The organism is Mycolicibacterium sp. XJ870, assembly GCF_053483975.1.
On the sequence record NZ_JBEFTI010000001.1, the window covers coordinates 1,273,134 to 1,288,003 of the forward strand.

15 protein-coding genes are annotated in these 14,870 nt (G+C 66.1%); 9 read left to right on the forward strand and 6 right to left on the reverse strand.

Annotated elements, in window-relative coordinates; all coding sequences use genetic code 11:
• The first annotated feature begins 6 nt into the window (after positions 1-6).
• The 3 genes from ABQF30_RS06380 to ABQF30_RS06390 all read left to right on the forward strand — a co-directional run bounded on the left by ABQF30_RS06380 (position 7) and on the right by ABQF30_RS06390 (position 2,973).
• Positions 7-1,185, forward strand: a complete 1,179-nt coding sequence (locus ABQF30_RS06380; protein WP_448461946.1) for a sensor histidine kinase — start codon at positions 7-9, stop codon at positions 1,183-1,185.
• A 22-nt stretch (positions 1,186-1,207) separates the two neighbouring features.
• Complete coding sequence (locus tag ABQF30_RS06385; RefSeq protein WP_448463498.1) at positions 1,208-1,867, forward strand: response regulator; 660 nt, start codon at positions 1,208-1,210, stop codon at positions 1,865-1,867.
• Between the two features lie 74 nt (positions 1,868-1,941).
• Entirely contained in the window at positions 1,942-2,973 is a 1,032-nt protein-coding gene (locus ABQF30_RS06390; protein ID WP_448461947.1) for an ATP-dependent 6-phosphofructokinase, read from the forward strand.
• A gap of 77 nt (positions 2,974-3,050) precedes the next feature.
• Here the strand turns inward: ABQF30_RS06390 and ABQF30_RS06395 are convergent, their stop codons facing one another.
• Positions 3,051-3,743 carry an NAD(P)-dependent oxidoreductase gene (locus ABQF30_RS06395; protein WP_448461948.1) on the reverse strand — a complete coding sequence of 231 codons (693 nt, stop codon included), beginning with the start codon at positions 3,741-3,743 and terminating at the stop codon, positions 3,051-3,053.
• A 73-nt stretch (positions 3,744-3,816) separates the two neighbouring features.
• Between ABQF30_RS06395 and ABQF30_RS06400 the strand changes: the two genes are divergently transcribed.
• Together ABQF30_RS06400 and gatB are read left to right on the forward strand one after the other, a co-directional pair.
• A complete protein-coding gene (locus ABQF30_RS06400; protein ID WP_448461949.1) occupies positions 3,817-4,296 on the forward strand; it encodes a MarR family winged helix-turn-helix transcriptional regulator in 480 nt (159 codons plus the stop codon).
• Positions 4,297-4,311: 15 nt separating this feature from the next.
• On the forward strand, positions 4,312-5,826 hold the full coding sequence (gatB, locus tag ABQF30_RS06405) for an Asp-tRNA(Asn)/Glu-tRNA(Gln) amidotransferase subunit GatB (RefSeq protein ID WP_448461950.1): 1,515 nt from the start codon (positions 4,312-4,314) through the stop codon (positions 5,824-5,826).
• Here gatB and ABQF30_RS06410 read toward each other — a convergent pair.
• Both ABQF30_RS06410 and ABQF30_RS06415 read right to left on the reverse strand, forming a co-directional pair.
• The gene (locus ABQF30_RS06410) at positions 5,823-6,461 is read right to left on the reverse strand and encodes a TetR/AcrR family transcriptional regulator (RefSeq protein WP_448461951.1); all 639 of its coding nucleotides are present in this window, start codon (positions 6,459-6,461) and stop codon (positions 5,823-5,825) included. The genes gatB and ABQF30_RS06410 overlap by 4 nt on opposite strands.
• Positions 6,462-6,521: 60 nt before the next feature.
• Positions 6,522-7,643, reverse strand: coding sequence for a PQQ-dependent sugar dehydrogenase (locus ABQF30_RS06415; RefSeq protein WP_448461952.1), 1,122 nt, complete (start codon positions 7,641-7,643; stop codon positions 6,522-6,524).
• Between the two features lie 136 nt (positions 7,644-7,779).
• Here ABQF30_RS06415 and ABQF30_RS06420 point away from each other — a divergent pair, with 136 nt between their 5' ends.
• Positions 7,780-8,631 (forward strand): DoxX family protein, encoded by an 852-nt coding sequence (locus tag ABQF30_RS06420; protein WP_448461953.1) that lies wholly within the window; start codon positions 7,780-7,782, stop codon positions 8,629-8,631.
• 4 nt (positions 8,632-8,635) lie between these two features.
• On the opposite strand, the gene ABQF30_RS06425 is transcribed toward ABQF30_RS06420, so the two are convergent.
• Complete coding sequence (locus tag ABQF30_RS06425) at positions 8,636-9,034, reverse strand: PH domain-containing protein (RefSeq protein WP_448461954.1); 399 nt, start codon at positions 9,032-9,034, stop codon at positions 8,636-8,638.
• Between the two features lie 286 nt (positions 9,035-9,320).
• On the opposite strand from ABQF30_RS06425, the gene ABQF30_RS06430 reads away from it, so the two are divergent.
• Genes ABQF30_RS06430 through ilvC form a run of 3 tightly spaced genes read left to right on the forward strand, consistent with a single transcriptional unit; the run spans position 9,321 to position 12,753 of the window.
• Positions 9,321-11,186, forward strand: coding sequence for an acetolactate synthase large subunit (locus tag ABQF30_RS06430; protein ID WP_448461955.1), 1,866 nt, complete (start codon positions 9,321-9,323; stop codon positions 11,184-11,186).
• On the forward strand, positions 11,186-11,698 hold the full coding sequence (gene ilvN, locus ABQF30_RS06435) for an acetolactate synthase small subunit (protein WP_448461956.1): 513 nt from the start codon (positions 11,186-11,188) through the stop codon (positions 11,696-11,698). Before ABQF30_RS06430 ends, ilvN begins: the two co-directional genes overlap by 1 nt.
• A 53-nt stretch (positions 11,699-11,751) precedes the next feature.
• Positions 11,752-12,753 carry a ketol-acid reductoisomerase gene (ilvC, locus tag ABQF30_RS06440; protein ID WP_448463500.1) on the forward strand — a complete coding sequence of 334 codons (1,002 nt, stop codon included), beginning with the start codon at positions 11,752-11,754 and terminating at the stop codon, positions 12,751-12,753.
• A gap of 59 nt (positions 12,754-12,812) precedes the next feature.
• Here ilvC and wrbA read toward each other — a convergent pair whose 3' ends face one another.
• A complete protein-coding gene (gene wrbA / locus ABQF30_RS06445; protein WP_448461957.1) occupies positions 12,813-13,412 on the reverse strand; it encodes an NAD(P)H:quinone oxidoreductase in 600 nt (199 codons plus the stop codon).
• The gene (locus ABQF30_RS06450) at positions 13,409-14,839 is read right to left on the reverse strand and encodes a phytoene desaturase family protein (protein WP_448461958.1); all 1,431 of its coding nucleotides are present in this window, start codon (positions 14,837-14,839) and stop codon (positions 13,409-13,411) included. The genes wrbA and ABQF30_RS06450 overlap by 4 nt, the downstream gene beginning before the upstream one ends.
• Positions 14,840-14,870 lie beyond the last annotated feature (31 nt).

Genomic DNA, 14,870 nt, shown 5'->3' on the forward strand with positions numbered 1-14,870 from the left:
TGATCCGTGGACAAACCCGGTGGATTCAAGAGTTGGTTGCGCAGTGACCGCAGGAAGACCGAGGTGCTTGTCCTCGTCACCGGGGTCATGTACGCGGTGGCCTGGCCGACGCTGTTCCTGACGCACCAGGTGCCGGCCGAGCTGGCCCCTATCGTCGCGGCGTTCGCCGCCTGGCCGCTGTTGCTGTTGCTGTTCAATCCCGTTCTGGGATGGTCGATCTCAGCGGGCGCGGCGGTGGCGATTCCACTGTTCTTCGATCGGCTGCCGACGTGGAACTACCCGTGGCAGGTCGTGCATCTCATCGAGCTGCTGGTGCTGACCGTCGCGGTCGCCTGGACCCGTCCGCTGCCCACGGTGCTCAAGGTGTGGCTGGCGTCGACGGTGTTGTTCCTCATCGCGATGCCGGCTCACGCCGACGCCGGCTGGGCCTTCGGTATCACCGCCATCGTGTTCGCCGTACTGCTGGTGCGCTGGTTGGTGCTGTCACGACGTCAGGTCGCCGAACTCGAGGAGGTCAGCGAACTGGAGCGGGCCCGGCGCACAGTGCTGCAGGAACGCACCAGGATTGCGCGCGATCTGCACGACGTCGTCGCCCATCACATGTCGATGGTGGTGGTGTCGGCGCAGACCGCGCCGTACCGCCACGCCGATGTGCCGTCGAGCCTGCAGGCCGAGTTCGAGACGATCGCCGCCACCGGTCGTCAGGCGCTCAATGAGATCCGTGGTCTGCTCGGGGTGCTGCGCAGCGACGCCGAGTTGGCCTCGCTTGCACCCGCGCCGACGATCGCCGACCTTCCCGAGCTGTTCGCCTCGACGCAGCGGGCGGGTGTTCCGCTGACCTGGCAGATGGACGGTTCGCCGGCGCTGGTGGGGGAGTTGGTCGGGGCGGCGGCATACCGGATCGTGCAAGAGTGCCTGGCGAATGCCTCGCGGCACGCGCCGGGATCGCCGGTGGCCGCCGATGTGAGCATCACCGTCGACGGCGTGGGTATCGAGATCCGTAACAGGCGCCTGCCCGAGTCCTCGGAGCCGGTCGTGCCCGGTCTCGGTATTGCCGGCATGCGGGAACGGGCGACGGCGGTCGGCGGCATGGTCGCCGTCCACGACGACTATGACGATGGCGAGTTCGTGGTCTGGTCGTATCTGCCGTCCGTCCCGGCTAGCGTGACTGGGTGCCCGGCCTGATCGACTTCATTCGACCGGCGCGCTGATGATCACCACCTTTATCGCCGACGACCAGGCGATGGTTCGTCAGGGGTTCGGTGCACTGCTGAGCGCGCAACCCGATATCCGGGTGCTCGGTGACGCGGCGAACGGCCGCGATGCGGTGACCGGTGTGCGCGCACTGACGCCCGACGTGGTCTTGATGGACGTGCGGATGCCCGAAATGAACGGGTTGGATGCCGCACGCGAGATCCTGGCGGCGACCTCCTCGAAGGTGCTCATGCTGACGACTTTCGACATCGACGACTACGTGTACGCGGCATTGCGCGCGGGCGCCAGCGGCTTCCTGCTCAAGGACGCGCCTGCGGATGAACTGATCCGCGCCGTGCGTGTCATTCACGCGGGGGATGCGCTGCTGGCCCCTTCGGTCACCCGGCGGGTGATCGCCAACCTCGTGAGTCGCAATGCCGTGCCGCGCCGCTCGGCCGACGAGCTTGCGCGGCTGACGCCACGGGAGACCGAGGTTCTTCGACTACTGGCTCGCGGACTGTCCAACGCAGAGATCGCGGCCGAGTTGTCCGTATCCGAGGAAACCGTGAAAACCCATGTCGGCAAGGTGTTTTCGAAGCTCGGCCTGCGGGACCGGGCGCAGGCGGTGGTGATCGCGTACGAATCCGGCCTGGTGTCCCCGTTTGCCCGTTGAGCGGGTGGCGCGCCGCGAGCGGGCGATACTGGCAAGATTGGGAGGTGACGCGCACGCGAGGAGCGATATAGATCATGAGGATCGGAGTTCTCACCGGCGGTGGTGACTGTCCTGGGCTGAACGCGGTGATCCGGGCGGTGGTGCGCACCTGCGACCAGCGGTACGGATCGTCGGTGGTCGGATTCCTCGACGGCTGGCGCGGGCTGTTGGAGGACCGCCGGATCCAACTGGCCAACGACGACCGCAACGACCGCCTGCTCGCCAAGGGCGGCACGGTGTTGGGCACCGCGCGGGTCAATCCGGACAAGCTGCGCGCCGGGCTGGATCAGATCAAGCAGACGCTCGAGGACAACGGCATCGACGTGCTCATCCCGATCGGTGGCGAGGGCACGCTGACCGCGGCGCATTGGCTCTCGGAAGAGAACGTCCCGGTGGTCGGGGTGCCCAAGACAATTGACAACGACATCGATTGCACCGACGTCACATTCGGCCATGACACTGCATTGCAGATTGCGACGGAGGCCATCGACCGGCTGCACAGCACCGCCGAGTCGCATCAGCGCGTCATGCTCGTCGAGGTGATGGGCCGGCACGCCGGATGGATCGCGCTGAATGCCGGGTTGGCCTCGGGCGCGCACATGACGTTGATCCCTGAGCAGCCGTTCGACGTCGAGGAAGTGTGCCGGCTGGTCAAGAAGCGCTTCCAGCACGGCTCGTCGCATTTCATCTGCGTGGTCGCCGAGGGCGCCAAGCCGGCTGAGGGCACCATGCAACTGCGGCAGGGTGGCATGGACGAATTCGGCCATGAGAGGTTCACCGGCGTCGCCCAGCAGTTGGCCTTCGAAGTGGAGAAGCGGATCAAGAAGGACGTTCGGGTCACCGTGCTCGGCCATGTGCAGCGTGGCGGTACGCCGACGGCCTATGACCGGGTGCTGGCCACTCGTTTCGGGGTGAACGCCGCCGATGCCGCCCATGCCGGCGAATTCGGGATGATGGTCTCGCTGCGGGGGCAGGATGTCGGGCGGGTGTCACTCGCGGATGCGACCCGTCAGCTCAAGCTGGTGCCGCAGAGCCGCTACGACGACGCCATGGAATTCTTCGGCTGAGCCCCTAGGCGAGCAGCCGCGAAGTTACCCGCATTCAAGGGTTTTCGGGTACCTTCGCGTCTGCTCGCGCATTGGACTTACGCGCTCTTGAAGGCCTCACGGCGAATCATCTGCCATATCGTCGGGGTGTCGGAAACCGTTGAGATGGTCACGGTGTCGCGCCGGCCGGGGCGAGCCGCCAATGCCAGCAGATAATGCGCCAGATCGGTGCGGGAAGTGAACGCGCCGACCGGATCAACCGCTCCGGCAACATAATCGGTGACATGAGGCAGGTCGAACAACCCGGATGGTCGCACGATGGTCCAGTCGAGATCGCTGCCTCGCACGATCTCCTCCATCCGGCGTTGATCGTCGTAGGTGGTCTTGCCGAGGGTGTTCTTGATCACCGGTTCGAAGAGCCGCAACGCGAACGATGCGCCTGTGCGGCCCGGGTAGTGGTCGACTGCGGTGGAGCTGACCACTGCCAGGCGTCGCACTCCCGCCTGTTTCATCGCCCCGACGATGTTCGCCACACCCGTCGAATACGTGTCGATCGGCTGTCTGCTGAACGGCACGCCCAGCGTGGAGAGCACCGCGTCCGCTCCATCGATCACCGGCCGCACCGACGCCGCATCAAGGACGTCGGCGCCGGCGACCGTGAGTTGTGGATGCGACAGCGGAAATTCCTGAGGTTTCCGGGTGACCGCCACAACGGAGTGGCCAGCTTCGACCGCTTGATGGGTCAGCAACCGCCCGGTCTGTCCGTTGGCGCCGAAGATGACGATGTTCATGGACACTCCTCAATAGTCACGTTTGATGATTATCACGCTACGTGACTATCATGGGTGAGGCTAGGGTCTAGCCATGGCCGCCGAGACCGCCGGAATTGCCGAACTGCATCAGCGCATCCCGTTTCTGTTGTCCCAGCTGGGCGTTTACCTCGCCGAGGATTTCGTCGCCAGGTTGCGCCCGCACGGCGTCGGACCGCGCACGTACGCCGTGTTGATGGCCCTGCATGCCCAGGACGGGCAATCTCAGCGGCAGCTCTCGGACCGATTGGGCATCCATCGCAACGCGATGGTCACCGTGGTGGACAAGCTGGAGCACCAGGGATTGGTGGTGCGCAGGGCGCATCCTGACGATCGGCGCGCGTTCGCGGTGACCCTGACCGACAAGGCGCGCGAGCTTCTGCCCGCAGTCGACCTGCACGGCCGGGCCCAGGAAGCGCAGATCACCGCGGTGCTGACGGAGCAGGAGCGGGCCTGTCTCCTGGATCTATTGCAACGGGTCTCGACGGGGCTGGGGTTGAGCCCGGGTGTGCATCCGAAGCTGGCCGAGGGCTGAGACTAAAATCGCGGCGTGACTGTTGCCTCCGCTGCTGACCTCGTTGACTACGACGATGTGATTGCGCGCTATGAACCCGTAATGGGCATGGAGGTGCACGTCGAGCTCTCGACAGCCACCAAGATGTTCTGTGGCTGCGCCAACCGGTTCGGAGCCGAGCCCAACACCTTGGTGTGCCCGGTCTGTCTTGGACTACCCGGAGCTCTGCCGGTGCTCAACCAGGCGGCGGTGGAGTCGGCGATTCGCATCGGCCTGGCGCTGCACTGCCAGATCGCGCCGTGGGGCCGGTTCGCCCGCAAGAACTATTTCTACCCTGACCAGCCGAAGAACTATCAGATCTCCCAGTACGACGAACCGATCGCGGTCAACGGCTACCTCGACGTCCCACTCGATGACGGCACCACCTTCAGGGTGGAGATCGAGCGTGCCCATATGGAGGAGGACACCGGCAAACTGACCCACCTGGGCAGCGACACCGGCCGCATCGCCGGAGCCACGACCTCACTGGCCGACTACAACCGCGCCGGAGTGCCGCTGATCGAGATCGTTACCAAACCGATCGAGGGAACCGGCGAGCGCGCCCCAGAGATCGCCCGTGCGTACGTCACCGCGCTGCGAGACCTGTTGCGGGCGTTGGGGGTATCCGATGTGCGGATGGACCAGGGATCGATGCGCTGCGACTCCAACCTGTCGCTGAAGGCCGCCGGTGCCACCGAATTCGGCACCCGCACCGAGACCAAGAACGTGAACTCCCTCAAAAGCGTCGAGGTGGCGGTGCGCTACGAGATGCGCCGTCAGGCAGCGATTCTCGACGCCGGCGGCACGGTCACGCAGGAGACCCGGCACTTTCACGAGGACGGTTACACCTCGCCGGGCCGCAGCAAGGAGACCGCGCAGGACTACCGCTATTTTCCCGAGCCGGATCTGGAGCCCGTCGCGCCCAGCGCCGAGCTCGTCGAGAAGCTGCGCGAGACGATCCCCGAGCTGCCGTGGTTGTCGCGCAAGAGGATTCAGGACGATTGGGGTATCTCCGACGAGGTGATGCGCGATCTGGTCAACAACGGCGCCATCGATCTCGTCGCGGCCACGGTCTCTCATGGCGCGTCCAGTGAGTCGGCCCGCGCGTGGTGGGGCAACTTCCTGGTGCAGAAGGCCAACGAATCCGGGGTGGAGCTCGATGCGCTGGCTATCACCCCGGCGCAGGTTGCGACCGTGGTCAAGCTCGTCGACGAAGGCAAGCTGTCCAACAAGCTGGCCCGCCAGGTCGTCGAAGGCGTGCTGGCCGGTGAGGGCGAACCTGAACGGGTGATGGCCGACCGCGGGCTGGCACTGGTCCGCGACGACTCGGTGATCCAGGCCGCCGTCGATGAGGCGCTGGCCGCCAATCCCGATGTGGCAGAGAAGATCCGCGGTGGCAAGGTGGCTGCGGCAGGCGCGATCGTCGGTGCGGTCATGAAGGCCACCAAGGGGTCGGCTGACGCGGCCCGGGTCCGGGAGTTGGTGCTGGCCGCTTGCGGCCAGGGCGGTTAGGACGGTAGGCGGGATCGGCCGGCGAACATCGCCATGGTGACGGTGGCGTACTCCTCGAGCCGGTCGCGCGGATAGCGTTCCGGATCGTTGACGGCGAGCCTGCCCAGCATCTCGGCGAAAGACAGCACGGTGTGGCCGAGCAGTACGGGATCGAGCTCGGCGAGGTTGGGATCCAGCGCTGTACCGACTTTCGCGATTTCCTCGGCCTGGCTGATGATTCTGGAGCGGGCTTTACGCACCGCGGCACGATAGTCGCGCGGTGCGCTGTCGGGCATCGTCAGGATGAGCCGCCAGCGCGTCGGGTTCTCCAGAACCGCTCGCAGGAATGCCGACACGGCGGCGGTGTACGCGCCGGTGGGCCCGAGGACGCCCAGATCCTCGGGCATGGCGCCGCGCACCTGCTCCAGACCCTCCTGGTGCTCGCGAGTGAGTAGTGCGGTGACGAGTTCCGCCCTGGTCCGAAACGCGGTGTAGAGAACCGGCTTGCCGACACCGCCCGCCTCGGCGACTGCTTCCATGCTCAATTCCTGCAAGGGGCAATCGGCCAGCACGGTCAATGCTGCGTCGAGCAGTTGCTGGCGCCGTTGTTCACGCGGTAGCCGCGGCGCATATCTGCGACGTTGGCGGTCAGGCACCCGGGTAATGGTACGTCATGACCATTTTTCCGACTGTGTAGTACCGAAATGTGTTGTGCGTCAGGTCTTGTCGGCGTCGCCACGCGGGAAGCCGCCGCCCTGCGGGAAGAGCGGGAAGACGACATCGTCAAGCTTCTCGGCATCCCCGGCAGTTCTGTTCACCGTCGCACCCCACACGTTTCCGTCGGGGGAGAGCTGCAGCGCCCAGGCGTGGCCACGGACGTTCTCGCGGATCACCTCTGGGTCACCGGTGACCGCGCCGGTGTCCGGCGCCAGCCGCACCGCGACCGTCTTCTTGGCGTCGACGAGATTGACCAGCACGGTGCCGTCGAGCGCGGCGCAGCCGGCCACGCCAGGACGGTCCGGCCACGTCCACACGGTCGACACCTTCGAATCCTTGGTCATCCGTTGCAGGCGATCGGCGGTCGGTGTGCGATCGGTGACGTACAGCGAGCCGTCGGACGGATCGACGCACATGCCGCCCCCGGCGCCCATGCCGCTCAGGGCAGTGGTGATCGGGGCCTGATTGACCGTGGTGGGCTGCTCGATGCGCAGCACCTTGCCCGCCATCGAGGCGGGATCGCCGGACTGGGCCGGATTGCCGGCATCACCGGTCTGCACCAGAAGCGTTGTCGGGCTGGTGAAGATCAGTGAACCGGTGTTGCCGGTCGCACCCTTCGGGATGCCGGTCAGGATCGGCTTGGGCACATCGCCGTCGGCGATCCGGACCACCCGGTTGTCGGTCGGCGTGCTGATGTAGGCGTACATCAGCCGGTCCTGCGAATAGGTCGGCGACCGCACGATGTCCATCAGCCCGCCGTCACCGGACGGATCAACCGGGATCACCATCTTGACTTTAGGTTCGGCGCGTACCGACACCTCTTTGACCGCGCCCGTCAATCGTTCGGCGACCAGCGCGGACTGGCTGTCGGGACCCATGATCAATCCGCTGGTGCTGTCCAGGCAGCCCTGCATCACCCCGGGTGCCGGGCATTCCTTGGGAAAGGGTTTGGCCGGCAGTGGCGGCGGGGGCGGCGGCGTCGACGTCGGCCCCGGTTGCATCTCGGGTTCGGTGGTGAACGGCTCGGACTGGGCAGCATCGAACCGGGCGCAGCCCGAACCCACCAGCATCGCGGCGCACAGTACGGCGGCCACCCTCGTTATCCGCCGACGCGATTTCATGTTCGCCAGATTACGGATTGTCCCGGAGTGCGCGCCACGCCGGGATCCGACGGGGCGCCGGTGGCGGTCCAATACCAGGCAGAAGCGCCGTCGTAAATACCCGGATCACGACGAACTAGCACTTACCCTGGCAAGCGTGACCAGTCACTCGCAGGATCCGCTCGCTTGGCAGAGACCCGGTTATTCGGGGCCCAACGATTCGGCCAGGCCTGCTGCGGCAAGCCTGGTCGATCCCGAAGACGATCTGCCGTCGTCCTCGTACGGCGGCGACTTCGAAACCACCGCCATCCCCCGCTACGACTCCGGCAAGACCGCTGACCAGTCCGCATTCAGCATGGCCGGGGACCCCGAGCCGCTGCCGTATGTACAGCCCGGAGTGCACCAGCCCCTCGGCCCGTATCCGGCCGAACCGGCCGAGATCGAACGAGACGAGATCGTCGACGACCGCGTCCGGGCGGCAGGCAGGAGGGGCACGCAGGATCTGGGTCTGCTCATCCTCCGTCTGGCGGTCGGCGGGTTGCTCATCATCCACGGTCTGCAGAAGGCGTTCGGATGGTGGGGCGGCCCCGGACTCGACGGGTTCAACACCGCACTGGGTGAAATGGGCTTCAAGTACGCCGACATCCTGACCTACGTGGCCACCGGCGGGCAGATCGCGGCCGGGGTGCTGCTCGTGCTGGGTCTTTTCACGCCGATCGCCGCGGCCGGGGCGCTGGCCTATCTGATCAACGGGGTGTTGGCGGAGGCGATGGCCGCGCACCAGGAAGCCCGACTGTCGGAGTTCTTCACCGATGGCCACGAATACCGCCTCATCGTGGTGGTCGCCACGGCGGCGATCATCCTGACCGGTCCAGGTCGCTACGGGTTCGATGCCGGACGCGGATGGGCCCGGCGGCCGTTCGTCGGCTCGTTCGTGGCTCTGCTGCTCGGAGTCGGGGCCGGCATCGGGATCTGGGTGCTGCTCAACGGCGGCAACCCGTTGGGCTGAACGGTCACGCGTAGGGGTTCGGCACCCGCCCGCCGCTGACCTCGGACAGCAGCGGCAGGGTGGAGAAGGTCACAGCGGGCAGCCGCAGGTCAGAACCGTCGGTGCGATGAGCCAGGGCCCACGAGGCCCGGTCGAAACGCAGCCCTTCGATCTCATTCCACGGCACCGTTTCGCTGCCCAGCAGCGAGCGCGCGGTCACGGTGTCCTGATCGGCGACCGTCCGGTAGCGGACGATCGCCAGGGCCAGCACGATCGGGATGACCAGCAACGGGGCGAGCCACGCCGGGTTGGTGAACACGACCGTCAACAGGCCGAATGCGAAGAATCCGACCGCGAGGTGCGCCATGGGGGATATCCGGATGACAACAGGTCCGGTAGCGGATCGTGCACTCACGTGTTCCATCGTTGCACCGGCCGGAATTTGACCAGCGGGGCGGTGCCCCGAATTTGACCGATGACCAGTACGGCAGCTACCGTCAACGATCATGCAGACCCGGGGATTGCTCGTAGTAATTGGTTGGCGCGTTGATGCCGCGCTGGCCCTTTGCCGGGCATAGCCAACAGCATCAACGCGCCACCCTCGTACAGCAGCCTGCTGACGGGGGTTTTTTGTTGCCCCAAGCACGCCAGCCATCATCGATAACCGAGTTCCGCGAAGAGGAAACGTAGAGGGACGGGAAGAGAACACCGTGAGCGCACCGACAACGCGACCGCCGGAACGGCCGGCCACTGTGCCGGCCGGCGGCGCAGCCGCAGGCAAGTCCGCATCGAATTCAGATCAGCCCGGGCGGGTTGCACCGCACCAGCTCACCGGGGCGCAAGCGGTAATCCGGTCGCTGGAGGAGCTCGGCGTCGACGTCATCTTCGGTATCCCGGGCGGAGCCGTGCTCCCCGTCTACGACCCGCTGTTCGACTCGCAGAAGCTGCGTCACGTGCTGGTCCGCCACGAGCAGGGTGCCGGTCACGCGGCCAGCGGTTACGCGCACGCCACCGGCAAGGTCGGGGTGTGCATGGCCACGTCCGGGCCCGGCGCCACCAACCTGGTGACTCCGCTCGCCGATGCCCACATGGATTCGATCCCGATGGTCGCGATCACCGGACAGGTGGGCCGGGGCCTGATCGGCACGGACGCCTTCCAGGAAGCCGACATCACCGGCATGACGATGCCCATCACCAAGCACAACTTCCTGGTGCGCAACGGCGATGACATCCCACAGGCGCTGGCCGAGGCGTTCTACATCGCCTCGTCCGGCCGGCCGGGTCCGGTGCTCGTCGACATCCCGAAGGACATCCTGCAGGGCCAGTGCATGTTCAGCTGGCCGCCGCGGATCGACCTGCCCGGCTACAAGCCGAACACCAAGCCGCACAACCGGCAGATCCGTGAGGCCGCCAAGCTCATCGCCGAGGCCCGCAAGCCGGTGCTCTACGTCGGCGGCGGCGTGATCCGCGGCGATGCCAGCGCAGAACTGCTGGATCTGGCAGAGCTGACCGGCATCCCGGTGGTGACCACGCTGATGGCGCGCGGCGCCTTCCCGGATAGCCACCAGCAGAACCTGGGCATGCCGGGCATGCACGGCACGGTGGCGGCGGTGGCCGCGCTGCAGCGCAGCGACCTGCTGGTCGCGCTGGGCACCCGATTCGACGACCGCGTCACCGGCAAGCTCGATTCGTTCGCGCCCGACGCCAAGGTGATCCACGCCGACATCGACCCCGCCGAGATCGGCAAGAACCGGCATGCCGACGTGCCGATCGTCGGCGACGTGAAGGCCGTGATCACCGAGCTGGCCGAATCGCTGCGCAAGACCGGAACCAATGCGGGCACGCTCAAGCTGGACAGCTGGTGGGCGTATTTGTCCAACATCAAGACGACCTACCCGCTGAGTTACGGGCCGCAGAGCGACGGCAGCCTGTCCCCGGAGTTCGTCATCGAGAAGCTCGGGCAGATCGCCGGGCCGGAGGCGATCTACGTCGCGGGTGTGGGCCAGCATCAGATGTGGGCCGCGCAGTTCGTCAAGTACGAGAACCCGCGCACCTGGCTGAACTCGGGTGGTCTCGGCACGATGGGCTTCGCCGTGCCTGCGGCCATGGGAGCCAAGTTCGCCCGGCCCGAGGCCGAGGTGTGGGCCATCGACGGTGACGGCTGCTTCCAGATGACCAATCAGGAGCTCGCCACCTGTGCCGTCGAGGGTGCACCGATCAAGGTGGCGCTCATCAACAACGGCAACCTGGGCATGGTTCGGCAGTGGCAGACGCTGTTCTATGACCAGCGCTACAGCCAGACCGACCTGGCCACGCACTCACGGCGGATCCCGGACTTCGTCAAGCTGGCCGAGGCGCTGGGCTGTGTCGGATTGCGTTGTGAGAGAGCTGAAGACGTCGAGGACGTGATCAATCAGGCCCGCGCCATCAACGACCGCCCGGTGGTGATCGACTTCACCGTCGGGGCCGATGCCCAGGTGTGGCCGATGGTCGCCGCGGGCACCAGCAACGACGAGATCATGGCCGCCCGCGACATCCGACCGCTGTTCGACGACGAGTCCGAGGGGCATGCCTGATGAGTAACGGAACCCCCACACACACGTTGTCGGTTCTCGTCGAAGACAAACCGGGCGTCCTCGCCCGGGTGGCGTCCCTGTTCTCCCGCCGTGGCTTCAACATCCAGTCACTGGCGGTCGGCGCGACCGAACAGAAAGACATGTCGCGGATGACGATCGTGGTCAGCGTCGAGGACTCGCCGCTGGAGCAGATCACCAAGCAGCTCAACAAGCTGATCAACGTGATCAAGATCGTCGAGCAGGAAGAGGACAACGCGGTCGCCCGGGAACTCGCGCTGATCAAGGTGCGAGCCGATGCGAACACCCGAAGCCAGGTCATCGAAGCGGTGAACCTGTTCCGCGCCAAAGTCGTTGATGTCTCGACGGAGTCGTTGACGGTCGAGGCCACCGGAACGCCGGAGAAGTTGGAGGCCCTGCTGCGGGTCCTGGAGCCGTACGGTATTCGGGAACTTGCGCAGTCCGGTGTTGTGTCGGTGTCCCGCGGTCCGCGCGGCATCGGCACCGTCAAGTAGCGTCAAACGGCTGTAAAAGCTAGAAAGAGAAGGAAATTCACGTGGCAGTTGAGATGTTTTACGACGACGACGCAGATCTGTCGATCATCCAGGGTCGCAAAGTCGCGGTCATCGGCTATGGCAGCCAGGGGCACGCGCATTCACTTTCGCTGCGCGACTCCGGCGTGCAGGTGAAGGTCGGCCTCAAGGAGGGCTCGAAGTCCCGCGAGAAGGTCACCGAGCAGGGCCTGGAGGTCGGTACGCCGGCCGAGGTCGCCAAGTGGGCCGATGTGATCATGGTGCTCGCGCCGGACACCGCTCAGGCCGAGATCTTCGCAGGCGACATCGAGCCGAATCTGGAGGACGGCAACGCGTTGTTCTTCGGGCACGGCCTGAACATCCACTTCGGTCTGATCAAGCCGCCGGCCAACGTCACCGTCGGCATGGTCGCGCCGAAGGGCCCCGGCCACCTGGTGCGTCGTCAGTTCGTCGACGGCAAGGGTGTGCCGTGCCTGATCGCCATCGATCAGGACCCCAAGGGCGAGGGCCAGGCCCTGGCGCTGTCCTACGCCGCCGCGATCGGTGGTGCCCGTGCCGGCGTCATCAAGACCACCTTCAAGGAAGAGACCGAGACTGACCTGTTCGGTGAGCAGGCCGTGTTGTGCGGTGGCACCGAGGAACTGGTCAAGACCGGTTTCGAGGTCATGGTCGAGGCGGGCTACGCCCCAGAGATGGCCTACTTCGAGGTGCTGCACGAGCTCAAGCTCATCGTCGACCTGATGTACGAGGGTGGCATCGCCCGGATGAACTACTCGGTGTCCGACACCGCGGAGTTCGGTGGCTACCTGTCCGGCCCGCGTGTCATCGATGCCGGCACCAAAGAGCGCATGAAGGACATCCTCAAGGACATCCAGGACGGCACGTTCGTCAAGCGCCTGGTCGCCAACGTCGAGGGCGGCAACAAGGAGCTCGAGGGTCTGCGCAAGGAGAACGCCGAGCATCCGATCGAGGTCACCGGCAAGAAGCTGCGCGACCTGATGAGCTGGGTCGACCGGCCGATCACCGAAACGGCTTGATTTCTTTGTGATTTGTGGAGTTTCAGCCGTTTCCGTTGCGGCTGAAACTCCACAAATCGCTACGTGGTGAGCCGATCCGCCACGCTCACGACCCGCCGGGCCAGGTGGTCGAGTGCCGCGGTGGTCGTATCGTCGATTTTGCTGACGTTCTCGCGGTTGGCGGTCAACCCGACGCCGTAGGGATTGCCGTCGTTGAACTTCACCTCGTCGGTGTAGCCGGGTGGCACGATGATGCCGCCGAAATGCATCAACGACACGTACAGGTTGAGCAGGGTGGTTTCCTGGCCACCGTGGGCGGTTTGGGCCGACGTGAACGCGGCGTACACCTTGTCGGCCAGCTTGCCCTGCGACCACAACCCGCCCAGCGAGTCGATGAAAGCGCGGAATTGCGCTGTCGGGGAACCGAATCTGGTGGGTGAGCCGAAGATCACCGCGTCCGCCCACACGATGTCCTCGCCGGTGGCTGCCGGAAGGCCCTTGGTCGCATCGTAATTGGCAGTCCAGGCCGGATTGTGGGCGAACGTCTCCGGATCCTGGGTTTCGGCGATGTGGCGCAACCGCACTTCGGCGCCTGCCGACTCCGCTGTGGCGGCCACCCGCTGCGCCATGGTGGTGCCGTGCCCAGTTGCCGAGTAGTAGATGACTGAGAGTTTGGTCACGGCTTCAGTTTAGGGAGATCCTTGATGCCGAACTCGCGTTTGAGAACCGTGCGGGCGGCGTAGAAGCCGGCCATGCCGTGGACGCCACCACCGGGCGGAGCGGCCGACGAGCACAGGTACGCCTTCGGTATCGGCGTGGACCATGGATTGAACCGCGGTGTCGGCCCGGCAATCGCGCTGACCATGTTGTTGCCGCCGACCCCGATGTCTCCGCCGACCAGGTTGGCGTTGTGTTCGGTCATCCGGGATGCCGGCACGCTCCGCACGCCGACCACGACATCCCGGAATCCGGGCGCGAAGCGTTCGAAGATCGTGGTCACGGTCTCGGCCATGTCCACGGTCGAGCCGGCGGGCACATGGGCGTACGCCCAAAGCGGTCGCCGGCCCTGCGCGTCGATACGTGCGGGGTCGGCGATGTGGGGGAGTGCGGCAAGGACCATCGGCCATGCGGCGTGGCGACCCGCGGCTATCTCCGATTCGGCCAACACCATCTGGGCCCGGCTGCCACCGAGGTGCAGCGTCGGCGCCTCAGCCAACCGTGGGTCACGCCAGGGGATTTCGTCGGATAGTACGAAGTCCACCTTGGCCACCCCCGGGCCATAGGTGTAGCGCTGCAACGCTTTCGCATAGCGAGCCGGCATCGCATCGCCGTAGATCGACAGCAGCGCGGTAGGGGCGGTGTCGTAGAGCACCACGCCGGACGGCGGTTCGGTGACCTCCTCGCCGGTCACCAGCTGGCCGCCGTGTGCGCTCAGATCGGCGATCAGGGCATCGGGAATTGCTTGCGATCCGCCCACTGGGATCGGCCAGCCCACCGCATGTCCGAGGGTGGCGAGCATCAGGCCGGCTCCTGAGGACACCAGGGAGGGCATCGTCGAAATCGTGTGGGCGGCAACGCCGCTGAACAATGCGCGGGCGTCCTCGCCCTTCAGCGACCGCCACAGGCCGGTGCCTTGGGCGAGTAAGCGGGGCGCCACCTTCAGCGCCGCTGGAAGCGACGGCGGGATGGAACGCTTGTCGCCCAACAGTAGGCCGACAACGCCGTCGCAATCCTCGACCAGCGGGCCGAGCAGCCGCCGCCACGAATCGCCGGACTCCAACTCGGCGCACGTGCGGTCGATGTCGCGGTAGCCGATGGCCGCCGGGCGTCCGGGCAGTGGGCTGGCGTACGAGATATCAGGGACGGCCAGTTTCACGCCGCGGGCCGGCAAGTCGTAGGCGGCGAAGAACGGCGACGCCAGGGCGAGTGGGTGCACCGCCGAACAGATGTCATGGCTGACTCCCGAGAACTCCGGATCGACGAGCGTGCGGGCACCGCCACCGGGGGTGGGCTGGGCTTCGATGACGCGTACTGACAATCCGGCCCGCGCGCAGATGACCGCGGCCGTCAGACCGTTGGGGCCGCTGCCGACAATCGTGACGTCCACCCGTCCAGTAGACCGCATGCCTGGACGCCCG